The organism is Oceanicella actignis (genome assembly GCF_008124525.1).
Taxonomy (GTDB): Bacteria; Pseudomonadota; Alphaproteobacteria; order Rhodobacterales; family Rhodobacteraceae; genus Oceanicella; species Oceanicella actignis.
This window is the reverse complement of sequence record NZ_VNHJ01000004.1, coordinates 193371-220099: the sequence shown is the minus strand read 5'-3', so window position 1 is coordinate 220099 and position 26729 is coordinate 193371. Positions and strand designations below refer to the sequence as shown.

Here is a 26729-nt window from a genome sequence, read left to right as displayed (position 1 = left end):
GCGGGCTCCGTGGTTGCGCGCGGCGTCGGGGGCTGGAGGCTGATTAGGGCGCCCGGGCGGCCGCGGCAATGGCGGGGGCCCCCGCCGCTCCCCGATCAGCCGACGAGGCGCGCAAGCGCGGCCTCGAGCGCGTCGGGGTCGCCCTCGACGGCCACCTGCTTGACCCGCGCCTGGGCGCCGCGCTCGATGCGCACCGCGCCGCGCGGCACGCCAAGCGCCTTGGCCAGCAGGGCCGTCAGCGCGGCGTTGGCCGCGCCCTCGGCGGGCGGGGCGGCGACGCGCGCGCTCAGCGTCGGGCGGCCGTCGGCGTCAAGGCGCACGCCCTCGATCCGGTCGCGGCCGCCGCGCGGGGTCAGCCGCACGAACAGCGTCAGCCCGCCCGCGTCCCGCCGCCATGGGCGCCGCGCGCTCATGGCGCTCAGTAGGCGTGCAGCAGGTTGTTGGCAATGATCACCTGCAGCGCCATGATGCCGATCAGCACGATCACGGGCGACAGGTCCAGCCCGCCCATGGGCGGAATCACCGCGCGGATGCGCCGGTAGACCGGCTCGGTGATGCGGTTCAGGCCCGACCAGATCTGATAGACCAGCGGCTGGCGCAGATTGATGACGTCGAAATTGATGAGCCAGCTCATCACCGCCTGGATGATGACGATCCACCACGCGAGGTTGAGGATCATCAGCAGAATCGTCGCCAAGGAATGCATGTCGCCCCGATTTTCTCCGCCGCGCGCGGCCCTTCGCCGGCGCTGGCCACAGACCTAGCGGGCGCGGCCGCATCCTTCAAGCCGAGGCTGCGCGATGGCGCTTGACACCCCCCCGCGGACTGCTTATCAGACGCCGCAACGGGGCCGTAGCTCAGCTGGGAGAGCGTCGCGTTCGCAATGCGAAGGTCAGGGGTTCGATCCCCCTCGGCTCCACCAAGACAATCCGGCGAAGTCGGACGGGGACGGAGTTCTTGAAAAGGCGGGCCGGAGCCCGCCTTTCTCGATTCTCGCCCGGCGGGGCTCAGTCCTGCGCGCGGATGCGCTCGCGGCGCAGGGTGTAAAGGCCCGCGCCGATCACGATGGCCGCGCCCAGCAGCATCGGCGCGTCGGGGCGCTCGCCATAGAAGACCGCGCCCAGAATCATGGCGAAGACCAGAATCACGTAGCGAAACGGCGCCACGGCGGCGACGTCGCCCACCCGCATGGCCGCGATGACGCAGCCGAAGCCGACCAGGATCAGGCAGGCCGCCGCCGCCAGCCGCAGCGCCAGCGCCGGCGTCACCGGCGCCCAGCCCTGCGCGGCCGCCGCCGGCGCGGCCAGCAGCGTCAGCGCCGCCATGGTCCACAGCGTCGCCGTGGCTGAGGGCAGGGCGGGCGACAGGCTGCGGCTGAGCAGGTCGCGCGCGGTCATGCACGCCACCGCCGCCAGGACCCAGAGCGAGCCGGCGCCGAAGCCCTCGGGGCCGGGGCGAAGAATGACCAGCACGCCGACGAACCCCGCGGCGATGGCGCTCCACCGCCGCCAGCCCACGGGCGCGCCCAGAAACAGCGCCGCCGCGAAGGTCACCGTCAGCGGCAGCGCCTGGAGGATCGCCGTCGCGTTGGCCAGCGGCATGCGCATGAGCGCGGTCAGGTAGAACGCCGTCGCGCCCGCCTCGGCCGCGGTGCGCCAGGCCATCAGCCGCGCGTCGCGCCCGCGCGGCAGGCGCAGCGCCCCCAGCCGCCAGGCCGCCAGCGCCATCAGCGCCGTGCCCATCAGCCCCCGCAGGAACACCGCCTGGAACAGCGGCAGCGATTCGAGCACGCCCTTCATGATCGCGTCGTTGGCCGCGAAACCGGCCATGGCGGCGACCATCAGCGCCGCGCCGCGGGCGTTCTCGCCCGGGTCGCGCTCGGCCGCCGCGCCGGCGGGCGGGTGCGGGGGACCCTCGGCGACGCTCATGGCGCCAGCTGCGGCGGCAGGCGGGCGGACATGGCGCGCGCGCGCTCATACGCGTCGGCGAAGCGCAGCGCCGCCAGGTCCGCGCGCGGCGGAAAGATCAGCTGCAGCCCCATGGGCAGGCCGCGGGCGTCGAACCCCGCCGGCACGGCGACCGAGGGGCAGGGCGACATGCTGCCCGGAACCACGACCTCCATCCACTGGTGATAGGTCTGCATCGCGCGCGCGCCGATGCGCTCGGGCCAGGGGGTGCGGATGTCGAAGGGGAAGACCTGCGCCGCCGGCAGCGCCAGCGCGTCGAAGCGCGCGAACAGCCCCATCAGCGCGCGGAACCAGTCCGAGCGCGCCTGCGCCGCCGCCTGAAGGCGCTCGGCCGTCAGCGCCGCGCCGCGCTCGACCTCCCACAGCGCCTCGGGCTTGAGCGCGGCGCGCTTGAGCGGATCGGCCGCCAGCGGCGCCAGCCTGGCCGACACGAAGAAGCTGCGCAGGTCGAGCCATGCGCGCCACAGTCGCTCGGGGTCGAAGTCGGGTCGGACCGGCGTCGCGCGGCAGCCCATGCGCTCGATCTCGCCCAAGGCCGATTCGCACAGCTCGGCCACGCCGGGCTCAAGCGCATAGCGCCCGTCCCAATCGCCGATCCAGCCGATTCGCGCCCCCCGCGCCGGCCGCCCGAGCGCGCCAAGATAGCCCCCCCGCTGCGCGGGCAGCGACAGCGGCGCGCCCGGATGCGGCCCCGCGATCACGTCCATCAGCAGCGCCATGTCCCGCGGCGTGCGCCCCATGGGGCCCTCGGTGGCGAGCTGGGCGAAGAACAGCTCGGGCGCGTCCGGGTCGGGCACGCGCCCCATCGAGGGCCGCAGCCCGTAGACGTTGTTGAACGCCGCCGGATTGCGCAGCGAGCCCATCATGTCGCTGCCGTCGGCCAGCGGCAGCATGCGCAGCGCCAGCGCCGCCGCCGCCCCGCCCGACGAGCCGCCCGCCGTGCGCGCCGGATCCCAAGCGCAGCCCGTCGCCCCGTGCACGCCGTTGTAGGTTTGCGAGCCCAGGCCCCATTCGGGCGTGTTCGTCTTGCCCACGAAGATCGCGCCCGCCTTGCGCAGCCGCGCCGCCAGCAGCCCGTCGCGCCCCGCCACCGCGCCCGCCAGCAGCGGCGAGCCGCGGCTTGTCGGCAGGCCCGCCGCATCGGCCAGATCCTTGATCGCCATGGGCACGCCATGCAGCGGCCCGTCGGGTCCATTGCGGGCGCGGCGCCGGTCGGCGGCGCGCGCCTCGGCCAGAAGCTCTTCGGCCGGGCGCAGCGAGACGATCGCGTTCCACGCGCCGTTGAGCCGGCCGATCTGCTCGAGCGCGGCCTCCATCGCCGCCTCGGCCGAGACCTGGCCCGAGACGAGACGCCGCGCCAGCTCGGCACCCTCGAGCGCCATGAGCGGCGGCGGCGGCGCGGGCGGGGGCGGGGGCGGGTTCGGCGCGATTCGCGCCTGCGGCGAGGGCTGAACTGGGGCGGTCATGCGGGCTCCTTGCCAGGGCGGCGGCGCGCTCATGCTTGGCCGGGTCGGCCGGCCGGTCAAGCGGGCGATGGCGCGGTTTCCGTCGATACGAAATATTGTGCGCCGCAACATGGCGAAAGATAGGATGAAAACCCATAAAATAATCCAATCATGGGATGACGTTGCGCAAGGTCGCAATCGCTGCCCTGTTTGCGCAAATCCAGCCTCGCGCCGTTGCGCTATGATTGACGCAAGGACAGGCCGGCGCCGCGGCGCCGCCGAAGCGCCATGCAGGGAGAATTGCGAATGAACGCGCCCATCACGCTCGACGACAAATACGCCGCCGAAAGCGGCCAGGTCTTCATGAGCGGCACGCAGGCGCTGGTGCGCCTGCCCATCGCCCAGATGCGCCGCGACCGCGCGGCGGGGCTCAACACCGGGGCCTTCATCTCGGGTTATCGCGGCTCGCCGCTGGGGGGCTACGACCAGCAGCTGGCGAAGGCGCGCAAGCACCTGGCGCCGCTCGACATCCATTTCCAGCCCGGCGTGAACGAAGAGCTGGCCGCGACCGCCGTCTGGGGCTCGCAGCAGCTGCACCTGTCGCCCGGGGCGAAGAAGGACGGGGTGCTGGGCATCTGGTATGGCAAGGGGCCTGGCGTGGATCGCTGCGGCGACGTCTTCAAGCATGCCAACGCCGCCGGCACGGCCCCCCATGGCGGCGTGCTGTGCATCGCGGGCGACGACCATACGTGCAAGTCCTCGACCATTCCGCACCAGTCGGACCACGCCTTCATGTCGGCCCTGATGCCGATGATCTACCCCTCTTCGGTGCATGAATTCCTTGAATACGGCCTGCTCGGCGTCGCCATGTCGCGCTGGTCGGGCTGCTGGGTGGGCTTCAAGGTGATCGCCGACACGGTCGAGACCAGCTCGATCGTGGACCTGTCGCAGGAGCGGCGCGAATTCGTCATTCCCGAGGATTTCGAGATGCCCCCGGGCGGGCTCAACCTGCGCTGGCCCGACCCGCCGCTCGAGCAGGACCTGCGGCTGCAGGAATACAAGGGCTACGCCGCGCTGGCCTTCGCGCGCGCCAACCGCCTGGACGAGACGATCATCGACGCGCCGGGCGCGCGCTTGGGCATCGTCGCCTCGGGCAAGGCCTATGAGGACGCGCGCCAGGCCCTGCGCGAGCTCGGGATCGGCGAGGACGAGGCCCGCGCCATCGGCCTGCGGCTTTACAAGGTGCGCATGCCCTGGCCGCTGGAGCCGCACGGCATCCGCCATTTCGCCGAGGGGCTGGACGAGGTGGTGATCCTGGAAGAGCGGCGCGAGATCATCGAGAACCAGATCAAGCAGCAGCTGTTCAACTGGCGCGCCGACGTGCGGCCCAGGATCATCGGCAAGTTCGACCACCACGACCACGCGATCCTGAGCCATTCCAAGGCGCTGACCGTCGAGGACGCGGCCAACGTCATCGGCGCGCGCATCGCGCGGCTCGAGCTGGACGAGGGGCTCAAGGCCCGCATCGCCGAGCGGCTGCGCGCGCTGCAGGCCCGCGCCGCCCGCGCCCGCGCCCACGAGGCCCCCGTGGCGCGCACGCCCTTCTATTGCTCGGGCTGCCCGCACAACACCTCGACCAAGGTGCCCGAGGGCTCGAAGGCCATGGCCGGCATCGGCTGCCACTACATGGTCACCTGGATGGACCGCAACACCGAGACCTTCACCCAGATGGGCGGCGAGGGCGTGCCCTGGATCGGCATCGCCCCCTTCACCGAGGAAAAGCACCGCTTCGTCAATCTGGGCGACGGCACCTTCTTCCACTCGGGTCATCTGGCCATTCGCCAGGCCGTGGCCGCGGGGGTCAACGTCACCTACAAGATCCTCTACAACGACGCCGTGGCGATGACGGGCGGGCAGGTGGTGGACGGGCCGCTGACCCCGGCCAAGGTCACGCGCCTTCTGCATGACGAGGGGGTGGCGCCCATCTATCTGGTCTCGGACGCGCCCGAGACCTACGAGGGCGCGTCCGACCTCGCCCCCGGCGTGACGGTGCTGCACCGCGACGAGTTCGACCGCCTCCAGCGCGAGATCCGCGAGGTTCCGGGCGTGTCGGCCATCGTCTACGTGCAGACCTGCGCGGCCGAGAAGCGCCGCCGGCGCAAGCGCGGGCTGATGGAGGACCCCAAAAAGCGCGTCTTCATCAACCCCGAGGTCTGCGAGGGCTGCGGCGATTGCTCGATCCAGTCCAACTGCGTCTCTATCGAGCCGCTCGAGACCCCGATGGGCCGCAAGCGGACCATCAACCAGTCCACCTGCAACAAGGACTATTCGTGCGTGAAGGGCTTCTGCCCCTCCTTCGTCACGCTCGAGGGCGCCAAGCTGAAGAAAAGCCGCGGCGGCGCCGGCGCGGCCGAGGTCGCCGATCTGCCCATGCCCGCGATCCGCGACGTGGACGAGCCCTGGAACATCGCCATCGCCGGCGTCGGCGGCACGGGCGTGCTGACCATCGGCGCGATCCTGGGCATGGCGGCGCATCTGGACGGCAAGGCGGCGATGCTGCTGGACATGGCGGGGCTGGCGCAGAAGGGCGGGGCGGTGCTCAGCCATGTGCGCATCGGCCGGCGGGCCGAGGACGTGGCTGCGCCGCGCATCGTGCCGGGGGCGGCGGATCTGATGATCGCGGCCGACGACGTGGTCGCCGCCTCGGCCGAGGCGCGGGGCCTGTGCGACCCCGAGCGCACCCATGGCGTGGTCAACACCGCGCTCACGCCCGTGGCCGATTTCGTGCGCAACCGCGATTTCGACTTCAAGGCCCATGCGGTGCTGGCTTCGCTGCGCAAGACGCTGACGCCCGACTCGGCCTTCCTCGACTTCCGCGCCGCGGCCGAGGCGACGGCGGGCGACGCCATCGCCGCCAATGTGATGATGCTCGGGCATGCCTGGCAGTCGGGTTGGGCGCCGATCTCGCTCGACGCGATCATGGCGGCGATCGAGCTCAACGGCGTCGCCGTCGAGGCCAACAAGGCGGCCTTCGACTGGGGGCGGCTGCTGGCCGCGCGGCCCGAGAAGATGAAGGAGCTCCTGCGCCCCGACGACGCGCCGCCGGCGCTCGAGGACATGACCCTCGCGCAGATCGTCGCCCATCGCGAGGCGCATCTGACCGCCTATCAGGGCAAGCGCCTGGCGCGGCGCTGGCGCGCGCTGGTCGAGCGCGTGCGCGCCGCCGAGCAGGCCCTGGGCATGGACCCCGACGCGCCCGGCTCGCTGACGCGCGCGGCGGCGGTGTCCTACGCCAAGGTGCTGGCCTACAAGGACGAATACGAGGTGGCGCGGCTCTTGTCCGACCAGGGCTGGATCGCGGGGCTCAAGGCCCGTTTCGACGGCGAAGTCACGCTCAGCTACAATCTTGCGCCGCCCTTCCTGGGCGGGACGGATGCGAACGGGCGCCCGAAGAAGCGCGTCTTCGGTCCGTGGCTGCGCCCGTTGCTGAAGCTGCTGCGCCACGGCAAGGCGCTGCGCGGCACGCCGCTCGACCCCTTCGGCCGCTCCGAGGAGCGCCGCGCCGAGCGTCGGCTCATCGCCCGCTTCGAAGAGGATGTCGAGACCGCGCTCGGCGCCCTGCGTCCCGAGACCGCCGAGACGGCGCGCGCGCTGCTGGCGCTGCCCCAGCAGATCCGCGGCTTCGGTCCGGTCAAGGCCGAAGCCATGCGCAAGGCCGAGGCGGCGCGCGCGCGCCTGCTCGAGGCGCTGCGCAGCCCCGCCGCGCCCGGCCCCGAGGCGGCGCCCGACCAAAGCCGCATCGCCGCCCAGTGACGGCGCGCCCCGGCGCTTGCCTGCGCGCCGGGGCGGGTGCATTCTGGACGCCAAGCCCGACGGCCTGTCCCTCGCCGCGCCAGGAGACGCGCCATGACCCACCGGCCCACCCCGCCCCGGAGCGCGGGGCCATGAGCGCCCCGCGCCGCGCCGCGCCGCGCACCCTCGACGACGCCGATCTGCGCATCCTGCGCGTGCTCCAGAGCGAGCCGGCGCTGACCGTGGCCGAGGTGGGCGAGCGCGTGGGCCTGTCGCACACCCCCTGCTGGCGGCGCATCAAGCAGATGGAGGAAGCCGGCGTCATCCGCGGCCGCGCCGTGCTGCTGGACCCCGACGCGCTGGGCTTCGAGGTGTCGGTCTTCTGCCTGGTGCGGCTGACGCATCACGACGAAGAGGCGCTCAACGCCTTCGAGGAGGCCGCCCGGCGCCTTCCCGAGATCCTGCAATGCTACTCGCTGGCGGGCGAGAACGACTACATCCTGCGCGTGCTGGTGCGCTCGGTGAAGGAGTACGAGCAGGTGGTCAAGGTCTCGATCCTGCACCTGCCGCATGTGAGCCATGTGCAGTCGAACTTCGCCCTGCGCGAGGTCAAGAACACCCTGGCCCTGCCGATCTGAGCGCCGCCGGGGGCGTCCGGCCCTGATGGGGCGGGTCAGGCGGCGGGGAAGGACGCGGCGCGGGGCGCGTCGCGCCTTGGCGCAAGGCTTCGGCCCCGCAAGGCGCGCGGCGGCCCCGGGGACACACCCGTCGCTCCCGGCCCCGAAGACGCGCCCGCGCAGCTCGGACCCTGCGCCGCTCCGCACGTCCGCGGCCGGGACGCTGCGCCGCCTGCAACGCACGCAGCCGAGCGCTGGCGCAGGCCAAAACGCGCGGCCCCGCACGCCCGCGGCCTGGCTGGCGCGCAGCCCAGCGCGCACGCCGCTCGGCTTGAGCGTAGCCCCAAACGCGCGCGGCCCCGAACGCAGCCCCAAGCGCCCGGCCTGCGGCGCCGGCGCAGCCCCGAACGCGCGCGGCCCGGAACGCCTGCGGCCCGGAACGCGCGCAGCGCTAAACGCGCGCACCCCGAATGCCGCTCAAAACGCGCGCGGCGCCCACAGGGGGCGCCGCGAAGACGGGCGCCGCGCGGGCGCCGCCATGCCCTGGAAGGCTCAGTCTTCCTTGGGCTTGTAGTTGCTGCGCTCGGCGATGCGGGCCGATTTGCCGCGGCGCGCGCGCAGGTAGTAGAGCTTGGCGCGGCGCACCTTGCCGCGGCGCACCACGGTGATGCTGTCGATCAGCGGCGAGTGCAGCGGGAACACGCGCTCGACGCCCTCGCCGAACGAGATCTTGCGCACGGTGAAGGACGCGCCCAGGCCCGAGCCGCCATTGCGCGCGATGCACACGCCCTCGTAGTTCTGGACGCGGGTGCGGTTGCCCTCGGTCACCTTGAAGCCCACGCGCACCGTGTCGCCCGGGGCGAAATCGGGGATGTCCTTGCCAAGCTCCTTGATGTGCTCGGCCTCGATCTGCTGAAGCAGGTTCATCAGCGTTCGTCCTTCTTCTGCCCGCCTGTCGCGGCGGAGGTTTTCGCGTCCGAGAGCTCTGCCTCTCCTTCCGGGTCCGCGCTGCCTTCCGACAGGGCCCGCCAGAGGTCGGGACGACGTTCCTTGGTCAGGCGTTCGGACTGGGCGCGCCGCCAGGCGGCGATCTTCGCGTGATGGCCGGAGAGGAGCACCTCCGGTATCGCGCGGCCTTCCCATTCCGTCGGCCTCGTATACTGCGGGTGTTCGAGCAGACCGGAAGAGAACGATTCCTCCTGCGTCGACTCGGCGTTCCCGAGAACGCGGGGTATAAGCCGAACCGTGGCGTCGATCAATGCCATGGCGGGAATTTCTCCGCCCGTCAGCACGAAATCGCCCAGCGACACCTCCTCGACGCCGCGCGCGTCCAGAACGCGCTGGTCCACGCCCTCGAAACGGCCGCAAAGCAGCGTCGCGCCCCGGCAGGCCGCAAGGCGCCGCGCCATGGCCTGATCGAAGCGCCGCCCGCGCGGCGACAGGTAGATGACCGGCCATTCTTCGCGCGACAGCCCCGCATCGGCGTGGTCGATGGCCGCCGCCACCACGTCGGGACGCATGACCATGCCCGGCCCGCCCCCCGCCGGCGGCGCGTCCACCGAGCGGTGGCGGTCGAAGGCGAAGTCGCGGATGTCGATGGGCTCGAGCGCCCACAGCCCGCGCTCCAGCGCCCGGCCGGTCAGCGACATGCCGAGCGGGCCGGGGAACATCTGCGGAAACAGCGTCAGCACCCGCGCGGTCCAGACGCCGGGGGCGGGCGCCTTCATGCCCCGTCGCCCCCGTCGCGCGCGTCGAGCGCGTCGGGCGCGTCGCCGCCAGCGCCCGCGTCGTCGGCCCCGTGGGCGGCGTCCGCGCCGTCGCCGCGGGCGGGGAAGACCCCCTCGGGCGGGTCGGCCACGATGCGCCCGGCGGCAAGATCCACCGTCGGCGCCGCCTCGCGGGTGAAGGGCAGAAGGGCGGTGTGCGTCAGCCCCGGCCCGGCGATCTCGAGAAAGTCGCCCGCGCCGTGGTCATGCACCGCGATCACCCGCCCAAGGGGGGCGCCGCCGACGCTGACCACCTCGAGTCCGATGAGGTCGGCGTGGTAGAATTCGTCCTCGGGCAACGAGGGCAGCCGCTCGCGCGGGGCGTAAAGGCGCAGCCCGCGCAGCGCCTCGGCCTGCTCGCGCGTGCTCACGCCCGACAGGCGCGCGGCGTAGCCGTCCTTGAGCGGCCGGATCAGCGTGACCGAAAAGCTGCGCCCGTCGGCGGCGACCAGCGGCGCATAGTCGGCGATGGCGGCGGGCTCGGCGCAGAAGGATTTGAGCCGCACCTCGCCGCGCACGCCATAGGCGCCGGCCACGGCGCCGACGCAGACATGTCCGGCGGGGGCGTCGTCATGCGCCTTGGATGCGGTCATGGGCGTCGTCTCCTTGCGGGGCGGCCCCGCGCGCGGCGGGGACCGGCGCGGTCAGCGGACCAGCGGGCGGGGCGGCGCGGGGGCGCGCGACTCCCAGCCCGCGCGTTCAAGCTCGGGTTCTTCCAGGTTCTCTTCGGGCCAGCCGATGCACAGATAGGCCACCAGCGACCAGTCGGCGGGCACGTCCAGATCGCGCGCCAGCCGCTCGGGGTCCAGGATCGAGACCCAGCCCATGCCCAGCCCCGCGGCGCGCGCCGTCAGCCACATGTTCGTCACCGCCGCCACCACCGAGTAGCGGCGCGTCTCGGGCATGGTGGCGGCGCCCAGACCCGCGCCCTTGGGCGTGCTCTCGTCGCAGAAGACGGCCAGCTGCACGGGCGCCTCGCGCATGCCCGACAGCTTGAGCCCGGCGTAAAGGCGCGCGCGCTCGCCCGAATATCCGGCGAGCGCGCGGGCGTTGGCCTGCTGGAAATTCGCCAGCGCCGCGGCGCGGGCCGCTTCGCTGGCGACGTGGACGAAGCGCCACGGCTCGGACAGCCCGACCGAGGGCGCGAGGCGCGCGGCCGCGAGCATGGCCTCGATGACCTCGGCCGGCGCCGGGTCGGGGCGGAAGCGGCGAACGTCCCGGCGCAGCCGCATCAGCTCGGCGAGCCGGGCGCGGAAATCGTCGGGAAAGACGTCCATGCGCCGCCTCCTTGCGCCGCGGGCGCGCGGGGCTTACTCGGCCGAAGCCTCGGCGGCGGCGGCGGCCTTCTCGGCGCGGGCGGCGGCGCGCTCCTGCGCCTTCTTGCCCGGCTGGCCCTTCTTGAGGTTGGCGCGCTGCTTCTTCTCGATGGCGCCCGCCGCCTCGAGGAAGCGCGAGACGCGGTCGGTCGGCTGCGCGCCCTTGGAGATCCACTCCATGATGCGCTCGACGTTCAGCTTGACGCGGTCCTCGCTGTCCTTGGGCAGGAGCGGGTTGTAGGTGCCCAGCTTCTCGATGAAGCGGCCGTCGCGCGGCGCGCGGCTGTCGGCGGCGACGACGCGGTAGAAGGGACGCTTCTTCGAGCCCGCGCGGGCGAGGCGGATCTTGATGGCCATTGTCGTGTCTCCTTGGATGACCGGTGGCGGGCCGAGGCCCTATTTCTGCATCTGCTCGTGGTGGCGAATGACTTCCTGAATGATGAAGTTCAGGAACTTCTTCGCGAATTCGGGGTCCAGGTCGGCGTCCTGCGCCAGCTTCTGCAGGCGGGCGATCTGGCGCTCTTCGCGGGCGGGGTCGGCGGGGGGCAGGTCGTGCTCGGCCTTGAGCCGCCCGACCGCCTTGGTCGCCTTGAAGCGCTGGGCCAGGGTGTAGACCAGGATCGCGTCCAGATTGTCGATGTCGGCGCGGTAGGCGGCCAGAAGCTGCTGCGCGCGGGCGGCGTCGTTGTGCATTTCGCTCATTTCTTCTTGCCCGCTCCGCGCGTCAGGCCCGCAAGGCCCGGCGGCAGCGCCCCGCCGCCCAGACCGGGCAGCCCGCCCGGCAGACCGCCCGGCAGGCCCGGGGGCGTCGCGCCGGGCGCCAGCCCGGGCGGAAGGCCCGCCGCGTCGGGCGCCGGCGCGCCCTTGCCCAGCAGCGCGCCAAGGCCGCCGCGCAGCAGGCCCTTCTTGCCCATCTTGCCCATTTTCTTCATCATGTCCGCCATCTGGCGGTGCATCTTCAGAAGCTTGTTGACGTCCGAGACCTCGAGCCCGCAGCCCCTGGCCACGCGCTTCTTGCGGCTGGCCTGCATGATCTGGGGGTTGCGGCGCTCGGCCTTGGTCATGGACTGGATGATGGCGATCTGGCGCCGCAGCACCTTGTCGTCGAGGCCCGCGGCGTCCAGCTGCTTCTGCATCTTGCCCATGCCCGGCAGCATGGACATCAGGCCGCCGACGCCGCCCATGCGCAGCATCTGCTCGAGCTGGGTCTTGAGGTCGTTCATGTCGAAGCGGCCCTGACGGAACCGCTTCATCATGCGCTCGGCCTCTTCCTGCTCGATCGTCTCCTGCGCCTTCTCGACCAGGCTGACGATGTCGCCCATGCCCAGGATGCGGCCGGCCACGCGCTCGGGGTGGAATTCCTCGAGCGCGTCCATCTTCTCGCCCAGGCCGACGAACTTGATCGGCTTGCCGGTGACGGCGCGCATCGACAGCGCCGCGCCGCCGCGCCCGTCGCCGTCCATGCGCGTCAGCACGACGCCGGTGACGCCGATGCGGCGGTCGAAATTCTCGGCCGTGTGCACCGCGTCCTGGCCGGTCAGGCCGTCGACGACCAGCAGCGTCTCGCGCGGCTTGACCTCGTCGCGCACGGCCTCGACCTCGGCCATCAGCTCGTCGTCGATGGACAGGCGCCCGGCGGTGTCGAGCAGGTAGACGTCGTAGCCCCCCAGCATGGCCTGCTGGCGCGCGCGCCGGGCGATCTGCACCGGCGTTTCGCCGGGCACGATGGGCAGCACGTCCACCCCGATCTGCGCGCCCAGCACGGCCAGCTGCTCCATCGCCGCGGGGCGGCGCGTGTCGAGCGAGGCCATCAGGACCTTCTTGCGGTCCTTCTCCTTCAGGCGGCGGGCGAGCTTGGCGGTGGTGGTCGTCTTGCCCGAGCCCTGAAGGCCGACCATCAGCACCGGCGCGGGCGGGCTGTCGATGCGCAGGGCGCCGATCTCGCCCTCGTCGCCCGCCAGCATGGCCACCAGCTCGTCATGGACGATCTTGACCACCTGCTGGCCCGGCGTCACCGAGCGCGTGACCGCCTGGCCGGCGGCCTTGGCCTGCACCTGACGGATGAAGTCGCGCGCCACCGGCAGCGACACGTCCGCCTCGAGCAGCGCCACGCGCACCTCGCGCAGCGCCGCCGAGACGTCGGCCTCGGTCAGCGCGCCCTGCCTGGTGAGCTTGTCGAACACGCCCGAAAGGCGCTCTGAAAGGCTCTCGAACATCGGCGCCCCTCCTTGAGGCGAACGTTGCGGTGCGCCGCGGCCCCTGGGCCGTCGGCAAGCGGTTTCGCGCCGGCGGGCGCAACGCGCTGGCCGACGGCGATCCCCGCGCATGGCGGGGACCGGAAGCGTTGGCTTCCGGGGATTCCCGCGTCAGATACGCCGCCCGGCCCGGCAAGTCAACCGCGCCGGGCGCGGGCGCGTCAGGGCTCGAGCGCGTTCCACGCCGCGGTGAAGCCGGTGAGCGAGATGTCCACCGGGATCTCGCGGTTGGGCGGGGCGACGATGGTGAAGGTGGCCTTGGCGCCCTTCTTCATGGCCGCGATCAGGCGGTTCGGCGCCGGCTGCTGCAGGATGCACCCGCCGCGGTCGCAGATGGTGTAGCCGGCGACCAGGGGCTTGTCGCGGTCGATCTGGATGCGCACGCCCGCGGGCAGCAGCACGCCCAGCGGCACCGCCACCTGCATGGCCGCCTCGACCGTGCCGGCCTGGGTCTGCTGGGGCGGGATCTTGCGGATGCGCACCTGCATGATCTTCTGCCCCTGGGCGTTGAAGCCGTCCTGCAGCATCACGCAGGGCTTGCCCTCGGGCACGCAGACCACGCGCCAGTCGCCATGCCGCGCCACCTCGACCTCGCGCGGGGCGGCCGGGGCGGTCTTGGGCGCCTCGGCCTGCGCCGCCGGCGGCGCGGCGGGCTGGGGGGCCGGCTGGGGCGCGGCGGTCTGCGACCAGGCGGGGGCGGCTGCGGCGAGGGCCGCCGCGGCGAGCGCGATGCGAAGGGTGGAGGTCATGGGGTCGGTCGTCCTGAGTTTGTCCAGCCAAGAGCGGCGCCGGCGCCGCCCGTCTCGTGTCTGGGCGCGCGCGGCGGCGAAATCAAGGCCAAAGCCCGCCGCGCCCGGCGAATGCGCGCAGGAAATCGCGAGCGCCGTGGGGCGGCGCCCGCTTTCACGCACCGGTTTTCCGGATGTCGTCTCTTCCCTGTCGGACTGGCTCGGCCAATCGCTGAGGGCACGCTAGGCCGAGTCGCTCGGACGGTCAAGCCCTTGACTTGGCGGGAATCGCCGCCGCCCGCGCCCTCATCTTCCCTCGGCGCCGAGCGCCCCGCCCGCGCGCCGCCGCGCCGGCCCGGCCACGCAGGCCAGCGCCAGGATCAGCCCCGAGACCACCGCGATCATCCCCGCCGCGCTGACCGAGCCGCGCGCCCCCAGCCACAGCGGCCCGTAGCCAGCCAGCACATAGCCGACCAGCGCCGACAGCGCCGCGAACAGCATGCTCAGCCAGACCTGCCGCGACAGCGTGTTCGCGCACAGCCGCGCCGCCGCGGGCGGGCAGATGAACATGGCGATGACCAGGATCGAGCCCACCGCGTCGAAGGCCGCCACCGCCGCCGCCGCGGTCGCGCCCGTCAGGCCCAGGCTCAGCGCGCGCACCGGCACGCCGATGACCTGCGCATGGCCGGGGTCGAAGGTCGAGATGGTCAGCTCCTTCCAGAACAGCCGCGTCAGCGCCGCCATCGCCGCCAGCGCCGCCGCCAGCCGCCACAGCGGCGCCGGCAGCCCCGCCAGGGCGCGCGGATCGGCCGCCGAGCTCCAGCCCGTCGCGTCGAACCAGATCAGGCTTTCGAGATTGCCGTAAAGCGCGTGCTCGACGTCCAGATGCACGCCCGAGGCGCCCGTGCGCTCGAGCATCAGCACCCCCAGCGCGAACATGGCCGTGAACACCACGCCCATGGCCGCCCCGGGCTCGAGCCGGCCCACGCGCCGCACCGCCTCGATCATGCCCGCCGCGACAAGGGCCGCCGCGCCCGCGCCCAGCATCATCGTTCCGCCGGCCATCGAGCCGGTCAGCAGGAAGGCGGCGACGATGCCGGGCAGCGCCACATGCGAGACCGCATCGGCCAGCATCGACTGCCGGCGCAGCAGCAGAAAGTTGCCGGGCAGGGCGCAGCTCATCGCCGCCAGCGCGCCGATGACCATGGGCGGCAGGCTCAGCTGCACGAATTCCGGGCTCGAGATCTCGGCGATCAGGGGATCGATCATGGCGCCTCTCCGCCGCTTGCCATGGCCGCGTCCAGCGCCGCCAGCTGATCTGGCGCCAGCATGCGCTCGAGCGGGGTCAGCCCGTCGTCGCGCGTCAGGAACTCGGTCAGCCCCGCATCCAGCGCGTAGCCCCCGCGCAGAAAGCTGCGTCGGCGCATGTCGCGCGCCACCTCGGCGGCGGCCGCAAGCCCGCGCGCGGTGGGCGCGCCGTCGGGACCGATCATGCCGGCCCGGCGCAGCGCGCGAAGCTGCGCCGCATCGCCCGGGGCGGCGCCGCGCGCCAGGGCGGCCAGGCCCTGGCGCAGCAACATGCGCCGCCGCACCGCCCGCCTTGCGGCCAGCGCGGCCAGCGCGCCGCGCCTCGGCGCCGCCAGCATGGACAGCGCGAAAAGCCCGAACGCCGTCAGCACGATGAGCGCCCCCGCGGGCATGTCCTGCGCCGAGGCCGACAGCGCCGCGCCGATCCACCCCGCCGCCGCGCCCATCAGTGCGGCGAGCGCCGTCATCGCTTCGACCCGGTCGGTCCAGAAGCGCGCCGCCGCCGGCGGCACGATCAGCAAGGCCACCACCAGCACCAGCCCCACGATCTTGAGCCCGATCACCGTCACGCCGACCGCAAGGCCCATGATCGCCAGATCCACCGCGCGCACCGGCACGCCCATCGCCGCCGCATGGCCCGGATCGAAGCAGACCAGCGTCATCGGCCTGCGCAGCGCAAAGGCGATCAGTCCGGCCAGCGCGCCCGCCGCGGCGATGGTCAGCGCCTCGGCGCGCAGCATGCCCGCCGTCTGCCCCAGCAGAAAGCCCGACAGCCCCGCCGCCTTGCCCGCGTTCATGCCCTGGATCACCGTCAGCAGCACCACGCCCAGCCCATAGAAGGTGGACAGGATCGCGCCGATGGCCGCATCCTCGGGCAAGCGCGTGCGCGCGGCCATGCGGTCGGCCAGCCACATGCCCAGCGCCGCGCTCAGCGCCGAGCCCGCCAGCAGCCCCGGCAGCCAGCGCCCGTCGCCGCCCAGCCACGCCATCAGCATGAACGCCGCCGCCACCCCCGGCAGCGTGGCATGGGCCGCCGCGTCGGTGGCCAGGGCGCGCCGCCTGAGGCCGACGAAGGTTCCCGCCGCGCCGCCCGCCGCGCCCAGCAGCGCCGCGCCGACGGCGACCAGCGCGGCGTTGTAGCCGGCGTTCAAGGTCAGGGCGCGCAGGAATTCGCTCATCGGGTCCATAATCACGAGACCCTGCTTCGCGCGGCGCAGCCCCGCGCGCCTTCGCCCGCCGCGAGCTTGGGCGCAGGGCTGCGCGCGAGGAACGGGTGCATGGGGCGGCGGCGCCCGGAAGGGTCCTGCGGCGCGCGGCGGGACCCGGCCGCGCGGGTCATGGCGTCGCCGCGGTCTCGAGCCGGCCGCCATAGGCCAGCCGCAGGTTGCGCGGGGTCAGCGTCTCGGCCGTCGGGCCCTGCGCCACGACCACGCGGTTGAGCAGCAGCGCCCGGTCGAAATAGACCGGCGCGGTGCTCAGATCATGATGCACGCAGACCACCGCCCGCCCGGCGTCGCGCAGCTGGCGCAGAACCGCGACGATGGCGCGCTCGGTCGCCGCGTCGACGCCGGCGAAGGGCTCGTCCAGCAGATAGGCCTGCGCATCCTGCGCCAGGGCGCGGGCGATGAACACGCGCTGCTGCTGGCCGCCCGACAGCTCGCCGATCTGGCGCCGGGCGAAGCTCTCCATCCCCACCATGGCCAGGCATTCCATCGCCCGGCGGCGGTCGTTCCGGTCGAACAGGCGCCACAGCCCCTTGCGCCGGTAAAGCCCCATCAACGCCACGTCGATGACGCGGGCGGGGAACTCCCAATCCACCGAGGCGCGCTGCGGCACATAGGCGATCAGGTCGCGCGCGCGCTCGAGCGGGCGGCCCAGGACGCGCACCTCGCCCGTCAGCCGCGGCACAAGCCCGAGCGCCGCCTTGAGCAGAGTCGACTTGCCCGCGCCGTTGGGGCCGATGATGGCGGTCATGGCGCCGAGGGGAAAATCGGCGTCCACGTCCATGATCGCCGGGATGCGCCCGTAGCTGACGCTCAGACCGCGCACGCTCATGCCCTGGGCGGGGGCGAGCGCCATGGTCGCCGTCCCGGCCCTCTCGGCCGCGCCCGCCGCGGCATCGCGCGCAAGCCGGGCGGGTCCGGCCGCCGCGGCGGCTTCGCAGGCGGCGCTCATGTTTGCGCCTCGCGCAGAAGCCCGCGCATGCCGCGCGCCGGCGCCCGTCCGCCCAGCGCGCGGGCGATGGCGGTCACGTTGTGATCGATCATGCCCAGATACGTGCCCTCGTAGCTGCCCTCGGGCCCCATGGCGTCCGAGTAGAGCTCGGCCCCCACGCGCACCTCGTGCCCGCGCGCGGCCGCGCCCTCGATCAGCGCGCGCAGATTGCGCTCGGAGACCGAGCTTTCCACGAACACCGCGCCCACGCGGCGCGAGACCAGCACGTCCACCAGCTGGCGGATGCGCTGCAGGCCGGCCTCGGACTCGGTGGACATGCCCTGCACGCCCATCACCTCGAAGCCATAGGCGCGGCCGAAATAGCCGAAGGCGTCATGCGCCGTGATCAGCACGCGCCGCTCGGGCGGGACGGTGGCCAGGGTCTCGCGCGCATAGGCGTCGAGGGCGGCCATCTCGGCGCCGTGCCGCTCGGCCGCGGCGGCGAAGGCGTCGGCGCCCTCGGGGTCGATGCGCGCAAGCAGCGCCGCCGCCGGCGTCAGCAGGCGCGCCCACAGGGCCGGGTCCATCCACACATGCGGGTCCCAGCGGTCGGGGTAGGAGTCATGCGGGCGCAGCAGCGCGCGCGGCAGGGATTCGGCCAGCGCGGCGGCGGGCTTGCGCCGGGCCAGCTCGCGCAGGAAGTCGTCCATCTGCGCCTCGAGCCACAGCCCGTGCCACACCATCAGATCTGCGCGCAGCATCAGCGCCACGTCCGAGCGCGTCTGCCGGTAGGAATGCGGATCGATCCCCGGGCCCATGAGCGCCCGGACCTCGGCCCGGCCGCCGGCGAGGTTGCGCATCATGTCGCCCAGCATCGAGGTGGTGCAGACGACGCGCGGCTTGTCCTGCGCGCGCAGCGGCGCGGCCGCCGCCAGCGCCAGCGCTGCGGCGCCGGCCAGCAGGCCCCGCCGGGTCGGCGCGGCGGCGCGGGCGTTGGCGGCTTGCGCCAGGCGTCGGTGGGTCATGCGCGGTTCTCCTTCTTGCGAGCCGTTCTCATCTAGGCGCGCGGGCGGCGTCGCGTCAAGATAAATGAGAATGATTTTCAATTTCAGTTCGGCCCCGAACCGACGCGCTCTCGGGCCCCCGATCTCGAGCGCCCCGATCCCGCGACGCAAGATCGCCCCCCGGCCCGCCGTTGACATCCGCGCCCGCCGCGGCGCCCACTGGCGCGGCCGGCGCCCTGGCGCGCCCGCAACTGCGATGGAGGAGCGCATGTCCCCCAGGCGCCTGACCGACGGCCACGCCTTCGTCTCGGGCGGATCGAGCGGCATCGGCCTTGCCGCGGCCGAGCTTCTGGCGCGGCGGGGCGCGCCGGTGACCCTGGCCGCCCGCGACTCGGCGCGGCTGAGCGCCGCCGCCGAGCGCGTGCGCCGCGCCGCGCCGGGCGCGCGGGTGCGCGTCGCGCCGCTGGACGTGACCGACGCCGAGGCGGCGGCGCGAGCGCTGCGCGAGGCCGAGGGCGAATTCGGGCCGGTCGAGACGCTGATCCTGTCGGCGGGCGCGACCTTGCCGGGCCGTTTCGAGGCGCTGCCGCCCGAGGCGTTCCGCGCCTTGATGGAGGTGAACTATTTCGGCGCGCTCAACCTGCTGCGCCCGGCGCTTGCGGGAATGCGCGCGCGCAGGCGCGGCGCGGCGGGGCTGGTCGGGTCGGGCGCGGGGCTTGTGGGGCTGCCGGGCTACGCGGCTTACGGGCCGACCAAGTTCGCGCTGCGCGGGCTTGCCGAGACGCTGCGCGCCGAATGCGCGCCCTTCGGCGTCGGCGTCACCATCTGCCATCCGCCCGACACGGACACGCCGCAACTGGCGGCGGAACGGCCGCTCAAGCCGCCCGAGCTGGCGGCGCTGTCGGGCGCGGCGCGGGTGCGCTCGGCCGAAGAGGTCGCGCGCGCCTTGCTGCGCGGGATGGCGCGGGGCAGGGCCGAGGTCTTCGTCGGCGCCGAGCTGGCGGCGCTCGGCCGGCTGGGCGACGCCCTGCGCCCGGCGCTGCGGCTGTGGACCGCGCGCGCCGCGCGCCGCGCCCGCCGCGCCGAGCAGGGCCGCCGTCCCCCGCCAGGCTGAAGGCCGCCCCCGCCCCGGCGGCGCTTCGGCGGGGGCCGGCCGCGCGCGCCGGGCGGCGTCTTGCGGGCTGCGCGGCGACGGGGCACGCTTGCGCCGAAGCCGGCGTCGGGACCGGCGCGAGGGCGGAGGAGCGCATGGAAACGGAACGGGCGGATGTGCTGGTGATCGGCGCGGGGCTTGCGGGCATGACCGCCGCGGCCGAGGCGGCCGAGGCCGGGCGCAAGGTGATCCTTCTGGATCAGGAGGGGCCGCAGAGCCTGGGCGGGCAGGCCTTCTGGTCGTTCGGCGGCCTGTTCCTGGTCGACAGCCCCGAGCAGCGGCGCATGGGCGTGCGCGACAGCCGCGATCTGGCGCTGCGCGACTGGCTCGGCACGGCGGGCTTCCACCGCCCCGAGGACCGTTGGCCGCGCGCCTGGGCCGAGGCCTATGTGGACTTCGCCGCCGGCGAAAAGCGCGCCTGGCTGCGCGAACGCGGCGTGCGGTTCTTTCCCGTCGTGGGCTGGGCCGAGCGCGGGGGGCATGACGCTTCGGGGCCGGGCAACTCGGTCCCGCGCTTTCACGTCGCCTGGGGCACCGGCCCGGCGCTGGTCGAGGCGCTGGAGCGGCGGCTGCGCGCGCAGCAAGAGGCCGGGCGGCTGCGCCTGCTGTTCCGCCGCCGCGTCGACGAGATCGTCATGCGCGCGGGCGCCGCGGCGGGCGCGCAGGGGGCGATCCTGGCCCCGGACGAGGCCCCGCGCGGCGCGCCGACGAACCGGCGCGAGCTGGGCGCCTTCGCCGTCGAGGCCGAGGCCGTGATCCTGGCCTCGGGCGGGGTGGGCGGCGATCTCGAGAAGGTCCGCGCCCTGTGGCCCGAGCGCCTGGGCCCCGCGCCGCGCGCGATGCTGTCGGGCGTGCCGGCGCATGTGGACGGGCGCGGGATCGAGATCGCCGCCGCCGCCGGGGCGCGCCTGATCAACCGCGATCGCATGTGGCACTATGTCGAGGGCGTGCGCAACTGGGCCCCCATCTGGCCCGCGCACGGGATCCGCATCCTGCCGGGGCCGTCCTCGATGTGGTTCGACGCCTTCGGCCGGCGGCTCGAGGCGCCGTATCTGCCCGGCTTCGACACGCTGGGCACGCTCGAGCGGATCCTGCGCACGGGGCGCGATCATTCCTGGTTCGTGCTGACGCAGAAGATCATCCGCAAGGAATTCGCCCTGTCGGGGTCCGAGCAGAACCCCGACCTGACCGGGCGCAGCTGGCGCATGGTCGCGCGGCGCGCGGTCGGGCGGCGCGCGCCGGGGCCGGTCGAGGCCTTCAAGGAGAAGGGCGCCGATTTCATCGTGCGCGAGGATCCGCGCGCGCTGGTCGAGGCGATGAACGCCATGACGGGCGAGGATCTGCTGGACCCGGCCGACATGCTCGAGCAGATCGCCGCGCGCGACGCGCAGCTGGACAACCCGTTCTGCAAGGACGCGCAGATCATGGCCATCCGCAATGCGCGCCGCTATCGCGGCGACCGGCTGATCCGCACCGCGCCGCCGCACAAGCTGCTCGACCCGGCGAACGGCCCGCTGATCGCGGTGCGGCTCAACATCCTGACCCGCAAGACCCTGGGCGGGATCGAGACCGACCTGCAGGCGCGCGCCCTGGGCGCCGACGGCGCGCCCATGCCGGGGCTGTTCGCGGCGGGCGAGGCGGCGGGCTTCGGCGGCGGCGGGCTGCATGGCGCGCGGGCGCTCGAGGGCACGTTCCTGGGCGGGTGCATCTTCTCGGGCCGGGCCGCGGGGCGCGCGGCGGCCGGGCGCAGCTGAGGCCGGCGCGGGGGCGCTTCGGGCGCGATTCGCGGGGCGGTTCGGACGGCGGTTCGGGGGGCGGTTCAGCCGCTTCGGCGTTTTTTCGCGCCCGCCCGACGCAACGTCACGATCCTGTCACGACGAATCGATAGTTTCGGAATCGTTGATGACGCAATCGCATGGGGGGAGAAGACCGGCGGAGGGGAAGCCGCCGGCATCGACGGATCCCACGGGATCCCGACCGGAGCGGCGAAAGCCGCGGCGCCTGATTTGACAAGGCGTGCGTCGCGGGGCGCGCCGGTCCCTCTTGGTTGAAATTGATTTCAGTTCCGCATTCAAAGGCAGGCGCGGCGATCTCAAGGGTCGCCGCGCCATTTCCCGTGCCTCAGGCCGGCCCGCGCAGCGCGTCGGCGTCGCCCGCGCCCGGGGGCGCGCCGGCCGCGTCCTGCGTGGGGGCCTCGTCGGGCTCGACCGCGCGGCGGTAAAGATGCCAGGTCGCATGGCCCAGCACCGGCAGCGTCACCACCAGCCCCAGAAAGGCCGGCAGCATCGACAGCATCACCGTCGCGGTCACGATCCACGCCCAGCCGATCATCACCACGGGCGAGCGGAAAACCGTCTGGAAGCTGACGATCAGCGCCGTGATGAAGTCGCGCTCGCGGTCCAGAAGCAGCGGAATCGCCGTCACCGTGGCCGAGAACAGCACCGTCGCCAGAAAGGCGCCGTCGAGCGTGCCCACCGCCAGAAAGCCCAGCCCCTCGGGGGTGGTCGCGACGACGGTCAGGAACTCGTCCAGCGAGGAGAAGGACTTGCCCCCCAGGAACAGCGCCAGCAAGAGCCGCACCTGATAGATCCACACCCAGAAGATGAAGAGCGTCACGAAGGCCATCCAGCCCAGCTCGCGCCGGCTCTGGGCGAAGACCACCCCCAGAACGGCGCGCCAGCTCAGCGGCAGGCCCAGCTCGCGCCGGCGGCTGACCTCGTAAAGCCCGACCGCCGCGAAGGGTCCGATGAGCGGGAAGCCGACCCCGAGGAACAGGATCATCCACGGCATCTCGAGCCGCGTCAGGAAGGCCAGCATCAACAGCCCGCCCGCGGCGAAGATGCCGCCGAAGAACAGCCCGTAGAGCGGCGCGGCGCGGAAATCGTCCAGCCCCCTGGCCACCGCGTCGCGGATGTCGGCCCAGCTCAGCGGCCGCACCCTGGGCATGGGCGGATAGGCGCGCGGCGTTTGCGCGTTCATGGCGTTTCCCCCTGCGTCTTCGTTTCGTTGCGCAAAAGGTTAGCGCGGCGGGCGGGGGATCGCCAAGCTCAGCCTGCGGCGAATTCCTCGATCAGCGAATCGACGACCGCGCGCATGGCTTCGGCCGGATCGGCGCCGGCCTCGAGCGCGGCGGCGTGCACGCGCCGCTGCCGGTCGGCCGACACGCCCTGCGCGGCGATGGCGCGCGCATGGCGCAGCTCGGCCGCGCAGCCCAGCGCCTCGGCGTCGGGGCCGAGCATGTCGATCAGCTCCTCGACCAGGTCGGCCATGGGGGCAAGGCGCGCGCGCCCGTGATCGACCAGCTCGCCCGAGACGCCGTAGCGCTGGGCGCGCCAGCGGTTTTCGCGGATCAGCGTGTGCGGATACAGCCGCCAGCGCTGGTTGCGCGTGCGCAGGCGGAACAGATAGGCCAGAAGGCTCTGATAGAGCGCGGCCACCGTCGCCGCGTCGCGCGCCAGCGAGCACACGTCCGTGACCCGCTGCTCGAGCGTGGGGAAGCGGTCCGAGGGCCGGATGTCCCACCAGATGCGCGTCGCGTCCTCGATGCAGCCCGAGCGCACCAGCTGGTCGGTCAGGCGCCGGTATTCCGAATACGAGCCGAGCGGATCGGGCAGCCCGGTGCGGGGCAGGGCGTCGAACACCGTCAGCCGGTAGCTGGCCAGGCCGGTGTCCTCGCCCTCCCAGAACGGGGACGAGCAGCTGAGCGCCAGAAGATGGGGCAGGAAATACGCCGCCTGGTTCATCAGGTCGATGCGCAGGTCCTCGTCCTCGACGCCGACATGCACATGGCACCCGCAGATCAGCAGCCGGCGCACGGTCTGGCCCAGATCGGCGCGCAGGGCGTCGTAGCGCTCCTTGCGGGTGTGGGTCTGATCGCGCCAGCGGGCGAAGGGGTGGGACGAGGCGGCGATGGGCGCATAGCCGAACTCGGCCGCCGTCTGGGCGACGGCGGCGCGCAGGGCGCGCAGCTCGTCCGCCGCTTCGGGGACGGTGGCGTGCGGGGCGGTGCCGACCTCGACCTGGCATTGCAGGAACTCGACCGTCACGCGCTTGCCCAGGCGCCGCTCGCAGGCCTGCATGAAGGCGGGATCGGGACGGGCGACCAGATCGCGCGTCTCGCGGTCGACGATCAGGTATTCCTCCTCGATGCCGACGGTCAGGCTGGGTCGTTCCATCCGCTGTCCCCTCCGTGGGTTTTCGCTGCGCGCGGTCATGACGTTACCGGCGGGGCGCAGAGGGGACAACGGGCGCGGTTCGCGCGGGAACGGGGCGCCGTGCCGGCCCGACGGCGCGCGCCGCCGGGCCGGACGCCGCGTGGGGCCTAGGGCGCGCGGGGCCGAGGGCGCGCGCCGCCTCTCCCCCCGCGCGCGGCCGCAAGACCCCGGCCGCACGACCCTGGCCGCGAGACCCCGGCCGAGCGACCTTGGCGCCGCGACCCGGGCCGGTCGGCCCTGGCCGCTTCGACCCGGGGCTGCGGCCCTAGGCGCTCGGCCTTAGCGCAGCGCGGCGCAGAAGCGCTGGATGCGCCGGCAGGCTTCCTCGAGCAGCTCGTCCGAGGTGGCGTAGGAGACGCGGAAGTTCGGCGACAATCCGAAGGCCGCGCCGAACACCACCGCCACGCCCTCGGTCTCGAGCAGCTCGGCGGCGAAGTCCTCGTCCGTGGCGATCTTCTTGCCCGAGGGGGCGGTCTTGCCGATGCAGCCCTTGATCGAGGGATAGACGTAGAACGCGCCCTCGGGGGTGGGGCACTCGACGCCCTCGGCCTCGTTGAGCATCCGCACCACGAGATCGCGCCGGCGGCGGAAGGCCTCGCGCCGCTCGGCCAGGAAGTCCTGCGGGCCGTTCAGCGCCTCGACCGCCGCCCATTGCGAGATCGAGCAGGGGTTCGAGGTGCTTTGCGACTGCAGCTTGCGCATGGCCGCGATCAGCTCGACCGGGCCGGCGGCGTAGCCGATGCGCCAGCCGGTCATCGCATAGGCCTTCGAGACGCCGTTGCAGGTCAGCGTGCGCTCGTAAAGCCCCGGCTCGACCTGCGCGGGGGTGCAGAACTCGAAGGGCGGGTAGGCGATGTGCTCATACATGTCGTCGGTCATCACCCAGACATGGGGATGGCGCATGAGCACCTCGGTCAGGCCCTTGAGCTCGTCGCGCGAATAGCCCGCGCCCGAGGGGTTCGAGGGCGAGTTGAAGATGAACCACTTGGTCTTCGGCGTGATCGCCGCCTCGAGCTGCTCGGGGGTGATCTTGAAGCGGTTCTCGAGCGTGGCCTCGACGATCACCGGCGCGCCGCCCGCCAGCAGAACCATGTCGGGATAGCTGACCCAGTAGGGCGCGGGGATGATGACCTCGTCGCCTGGGTTGAGCGTGGCCATGAGGGCGTTGTAGAGCACCTGCTTGCCGCCCGCGCCGACCGACACCTGGGCGGGCGCGTAGTCGAGCCCGTTCTCGCGCTTGAACTTGGCGCAGATGGCCTCCTTGAGCTCGGGGATGCCGTCGACCGCGGTGTATTTGGTGTGCCCCGCGTCGATGGCGGCCTTGGCGGCGGCCTTGACGTTGTCGGGCGTGTCGAAATCGGGCTCGCCCGCGCCAAGGCCGATGACGTCGCGCCCGGCCGCCCTGAGCTCGCGCGCCTTGTTGGTGACCGCGATGGTCTGCGAGGGTTTCACGCGGGAGAGGCTGTCGGCGAGAAAGGCCATCGTGAAGGCTCCTTGGTTGCGTCCGCGCACTCTCTACGCCCGCCGCGGGCGCGCGGCAAGGCGAAGCGCGAGAGGGCGGGCAACTTGCCGGCCATGGCGCCCGCCGCGCGGCGATGCGCGGGGTTGGGACGGGCCGGGGGGCGATCGGGCGCCGGATCGGGCGGGGCGCCGGCCTTGCGCCGTCCTTGGCCGGGCGGGCCGGGCGCGGCGTCGCGCGCGGCCGGCAAGCGGCGCGCCCGTCCTCGGGGCGCGCGCGCTGGGCGAGGCCGGCGCGGACCGGATGCCGCACGCGCCGCGCGGCGGCTCAGGGCCGGTCGGGGCGGCCCCTGGTCGGCGGCGCGGCGCGCGGGGCGGGCCTGCGCGCGCGCCGCAGCGCCGCCGCGGCCCGGCCGTCGATCGCGATGAGCCCCAGCGCGATCAGCGCGAAGCCCAGATAGGCCGAGGGGGCCAGGCGCTCGTCCAGCACGACGCGCCCCAGCACGATCGCGGTCGGCGGGATCATCAGCGTCACCAGCATCAGGTTCGCGGCGCCCGCCATGGCCAGGATGCGGTAATAGAGCAGATAGGCCAGCGCCGTGCCGATCAGTGCGTAATACAGGATCGCGCCCCATGCCGCGGCGCCCAGATCCAGCCGCGGCGGCCCTTCGACCAGCAGCATGAGCGGCGCCATCATCAGCGTCGCCGCGCTGGTCATGCCCGCCGCCGCCACCACGGGCGGGCGCCCGCCCAGCCGCGCGCGCCCCCATACCGAGGCGAGCGCATAGCTCAGCGCCCCGCCCAGCACCGCCAGCTGCCCCAGCGAGCGGATGTCGAACGCGCCCAGCGCCTCGGGTCCGACGATCGCGGCGACGCCCGCAAGGCCCAGCGCCACCCCCGCGGCGCGCCCCGCGGTCAGGCGCTCGTCGCGCAGGAAGGCCGCCGCGGTCAGCGCGCCGAACACCGCCGTCGTCGCGTTGAGGATCGCCGTCAGGCCGCTCTCGATGCTGGTCTGCCCCCAGGCCATCAGCGTGAAGGGAACGACGTTGTTCAGCAGCCCCATGACCGCGCATGCGCCCCAGAAACGCAGGTCGCGCGGAACCCCGAGCCGCATCGCCAGCGCCGCGGCCCACAGCGCCCCCGCGCCCAGGCACACGCGCCAGAAGACCGCCGTGAACGGCCCCGTCGCCCGCAACGCCAGCGCGATGGTCAGAAAGGAGGCGCCCCAGATCAGCGACAAGAGCGCCAGCTCGGCCCAGGCGCGGTTGGTGATGCGCATGTCGGCTCCATGGTTGATTCCCTTTCCGTGCGGCGACCATGCGCCCCGCGCGCCGCCCCCGCCACCCGGATCTTGCGCGCCGCCCCGCATGCGGGCGTCAAGGCGCGCGCCCCGCCTGCGCCCCGACCGCTGCGAGGGGTCGCCCCTCGACCCGGCGGCGAGGGCGGCGCGCCGTTCTCGCCGGGGCCGCGGCGCCGGGCGCCTCATGGCCGCGGCGAGAGCCGTGCCCCCCGACCGCCGCGAGCGCCGCGCGCCCGGACCGGCCGGGGCGGG

General features: G+C 73.5%; 24 protein-coding genes and 1 tRNA gene. 5 read left to right on the top strand and 20 right to left on the bottom strand.

The window, feature by feature from the left end; genetic code table 11:
• Positions 1 to 95 precede the first annotated feature (95 nt).
• Together LY05_RS08140 and LY05_RS08135 are read right to left on the bottom strand one after the other, a co-directional pair.
• Positions 96 to 413 (bottom strand): DUF167 family protein, encoded by a 318-nt coding sequence (locus LY05_RS08140; RefSeq protein ID WP_072748252.1) that lies wholly within the window; start codon positions 411 to 413, stop codon positions 96 to 98.
• Between the two features lie 5 nt (positions 414 to 418).
• Positions 419 to 706, bottom strand: a complete 288-nt coding sequence (locus tag LY05_RS08135; RefSeq protein WP_072748251.1) for a YggT family protein — start codon at positions 704 to 706, stop codon at positions 419 to 421.
• Between the two features lie 140 nt (positions 707 to 846).
• Here LY05_RS08135 and LY05_RS08130 point away from each other — a divergent pair.
• Positions 847 to 922 (top strand) — tRNA-Ala (locus tag LY05_RS08130).
• An 85-nt stretch (positions 923 to 1007) separates the two neighbouring features.
• Here LY05_RS08130 and LY05_RS08125 read toward each other — a convergent pair.
• Positions 1008 to 1928, bottom strand: coding sequence for a DMT family transporter (locus LY05_RS08125; RefSeq protein ID WP_148922782.1), 921 nt, complete (start codon positions 1926 to 1928; stop codon positions 1008 to 1010).
• Complete coding sequence (locus LY05_RS08120) at positions 1925 to 3433, bottom strand: amidase (RefSeq protein ID WP_148922781.1); 1509 nt, start codon at positions 3431 to 3433, stop codon at positions 1925 to 1927. The genes LY05_RS08125 and LY05_RS08120 overlap by 4 nt, the downstream gene beginning before the upstream one ends.
• A gap of 285 nt (positions 3434 to 3718) precedes the next feature.
• Between LY05_RS08120 and LY05_RS08115 the strand changes: the two genes are divergently transcribed.
• Together LY05_RS08115 and LY05_RS08110 are read left to right on the top strand one after the other, a co-directional pair.
• A complete protein-coding gene (locus tag LY05_RS08115) occupies positions 3719 to 7225 on the top strand; it encodes an indolepyruvate ferredoxin oxidoreductase family protein (protein WP_148922780.1) in 3507 nt (1168 codons plus the stop codon).
• A 131-nt stretch (positions 7226 to 7356) separates the two neighbouring features.
• A complete protein-coding gene (locus tag LY05_RS08110) occupies positions 7357 to 7842 on the top strand; it encodes an Lrp/AsnC family transcriptional regulator (RefSeq protein WP_072748250.1) in 486 nt (161 codons plus the stop codon).
• 531 nt (positions 7843 to 8373) lie between these two features.
• Here the strand turns inward: LY05_RS08110 and rplS are convergent.
• The 12 genes from rplS to LY05_RS08050 all read right to left on the bottom strand — a co-directional run bounded on the left by rplS (position 8374) and on the right by LY05_RS08050 (position 18373).
• On the bottom strand, positions 8374 to 8748 hold the full coding sequence (gene rplS / locus LY05_RS08105) for a 50S ribosomal protein L19 (RefSeq protein ID WP_072748249.1): 375 nt from the start codon (positions 8746 to 8748) through the stop codon (positions 8374 to 8376).
• A complete protein-coding gene (trmD, locus tag LY05_RS08100; protein ID WP_148922779.1) occupies positions 8748 to 9548 on the bottom strand; it encodes a tRNA (guanosine(37)-N1)-methyltransferase TrmD in 801 nt (266 codons plus the stop codon). The genes rplS and trmD overlap by 1 nt, the downstream gene beginning before the upstream one ends.
• Positions 9545 to 10180, bottom strand: a complete 636-nt coding sequence (rimM, locus tag LY05_RS08095; RefSeq protein ID WP_148922778.1) for a ribosome maturation factor RimM — start codon at positions 10178 to 10180, stop codon at positions 9545 to 9547. The genes trmD and rimM overlap by 4 nt, the downstream gene beginning before the upstream one ends.
• A 51-nt stretch (positions 10181 to 10231) precedes the next feature.
• Positions 10232 to 10864, bottom strand: coding sequence for a 5,6-dimethylbenzimidazole synthase (gene bluB / locus LY05_RS08090; protein ID WP_148922777.1), 633 nt, complete (start codon positions 10862 to 10864; stop codon positions 10232 to 10234).
• 33 nt (positions 10865 to 10897) lie between these two features.
• Positions 10898 to 11260, bottom strand: coding sequence for a 30S ribosomal protein S16 (gene rpsP / locus LY05_RS08085; RefSeq protein ID WP_072748246.1), 363 nt, complete (start codon positions 11258 to 11260; stop codon positions 10898 to 10900).
• A 39-nt stretch (positions 11261 to 11299) separates the two neighbouring features.
• Positions 11300 to 11596 (bottom strand): chorismate mutase, encoded by a 297-nt coding sequence (locus LY05_RS08080; protein ID WP_428842396.1) that lies wholly within the window; start codon positions 11594 to 11596, stop codon positions 11300 to 11302.
• A 5-nt stretch (positions 11597 to 11601) separates the two neighbouring features.
• Complete coding sequence (ffh, locus tag LY05_RS08075; RefSeq protein ID WP_148922775.1) at positions 11602 to 13119, bottom strand: signal recognition particle protein; 1518 nt, start codon at positions 13117 to 13119, stop codon at positions 11602 to 11604.
• Positions 13120 to 13319: 200 nt separating this feature from the next.
• Positions 13320 to 13907: an invasion associated locus B family protein gene (locus LY05_RS08070; protein ID WP_148922774.1), complete on the bottom strand. Its 588-nt coding sequence runs from the start codon at positions 13905 to 13907 to the stop codon at positions 13320 to 13322.
• Positions 13908 to 14192: 285 nt separating this feature from the next.
• Complete coding sequence (locus tag LY05_RS08065) at positions 14193 to 15155, bottom strand: metal ABC transporter permease (protein ID WP_249041898.1); 963 nt, start codon at positions 15153 to 15155, stop codon at positions 14193 to 14195.
• The gene (locus LY05_RS08060) at positions 15152 to 16372 is read right to left on the bottom strand and encodes a metal ABC transporter permease (RefSeq protein WP_148922773.1); all 1221 of its coding nucleotides are present in this window, start codon (positions 16370 to 16372) and stop codon (positions 15152 to 15154) included. Before LY05_RS08060 ends, LY05_RS08065 begins: the two co-directional genes overlap by 4 nt.
• A 157-nt stretch (positions 16373 to 16529) precedes the next feature.
• Complete coding sequence (locus tag LY05_RS08055; protein WP_148922826.1) at positions 16530 to 17273, bottom strand: metal ABC transporter ATP-binding protein; 744 nt, start codon at positions 17271 to 17273, stop codon at positions 16530 to 16532.
• A 92-nt stretch (positions 17274 to 17365) separates the two neighbouring features.
• Positions 17366 to 18373, bottom strand: coding sequence for a metal ABC transporter solute-binding protein, Zn/Mn family (locus LY05_RS08050; RefSeq protein WP_148922772.1), 1008 nt, complete (start codon positions 18371 to 18373; stop codon positions 17366 to 17368).
• Between the two features lie 247 nt (positions 18374 to 18620).
• On the opposite strand from LY05_RS08050, the gene LY05_RS08045 reads away from it, so the two are divergent.
• Both LY05_RS08045 and LY05_RS08040 read left to right on the top strand, forming a co-directional pair.
• On the top strand, positions 18621 to 19466 hold the full coding sequence (locus LY05_RS08045) for an SDR family NAD(P)-dependent oxidoreductase (RefSeq protein WP_170258898.1): 846 nt from the start codon (positions 18621 to 18623) through the stop codon (positions 19464 to 19466).
• A 134-nt stretch (positions 19467 to 19600) separates the two neighbouring features.
• Entirely contained in the window at positions 19601 to 21259 is a 1659-nt protein-coding gene (locus LY05_RS08040; protein WP_148922770.1) for an FAD-binding dehydrogenase, read from the top strand.
• Between the two features lie 367 nt (positions 21260 to 21626).
• Here the strand turns inward: LY05_RS08040 and LY05_RS08035 are convergent, their stop codons facing one another.
• From LY05_RS08035 to LY05_RS08020, 4 genes are all read right to left on the bottom strand, one after another.
• Entirely contained in the window at positions 21627 to 22484 is an 858-nt protein-coding gene (locus LY05_RS08035; protein WP_211356299.1) for a DUF2189 domain-containing protein, read from the bottom strand.
• Between the two features lie 68 nt (positions 22485 to 22552).
• On the bottom strand, positions 22553 to 23680 hold the full coding sequence (locus tag LY05_RS08030) for a carboxylate-amine ligase (protein ID WP_072748238.1): 1128 nt from the start codon (positions 23678 to 23680) through the stop codon (positions 22553 to 22555).
• A 318-nt stretch (positions 23681 to 23998) separates the two neighbouring features.
• Entirely contained in the window at positions 23999 to 25201 is a 1203-nt protein-coding gene (locus LY05_RS08025) for a pyridoxal phosphate-dependent aminotransferase (RefSeq protein WP_148922769.1), read from the bottom strand.
• A gap of 304 nt (positions 25202 to 25505) precedes the next feature.
• Positions 25506 to 26456, bottom strand: coding sequence for a DMT family transporter (locus tag LY05_RS08020; RefSeq protein WP_148922768.1), 951 nt, complete (start codon positions 26454 to 26456; stop codon positions 25506 to 25508).
• Positions 26457 to 26729 lie beyond the last annotated feature (273 nt).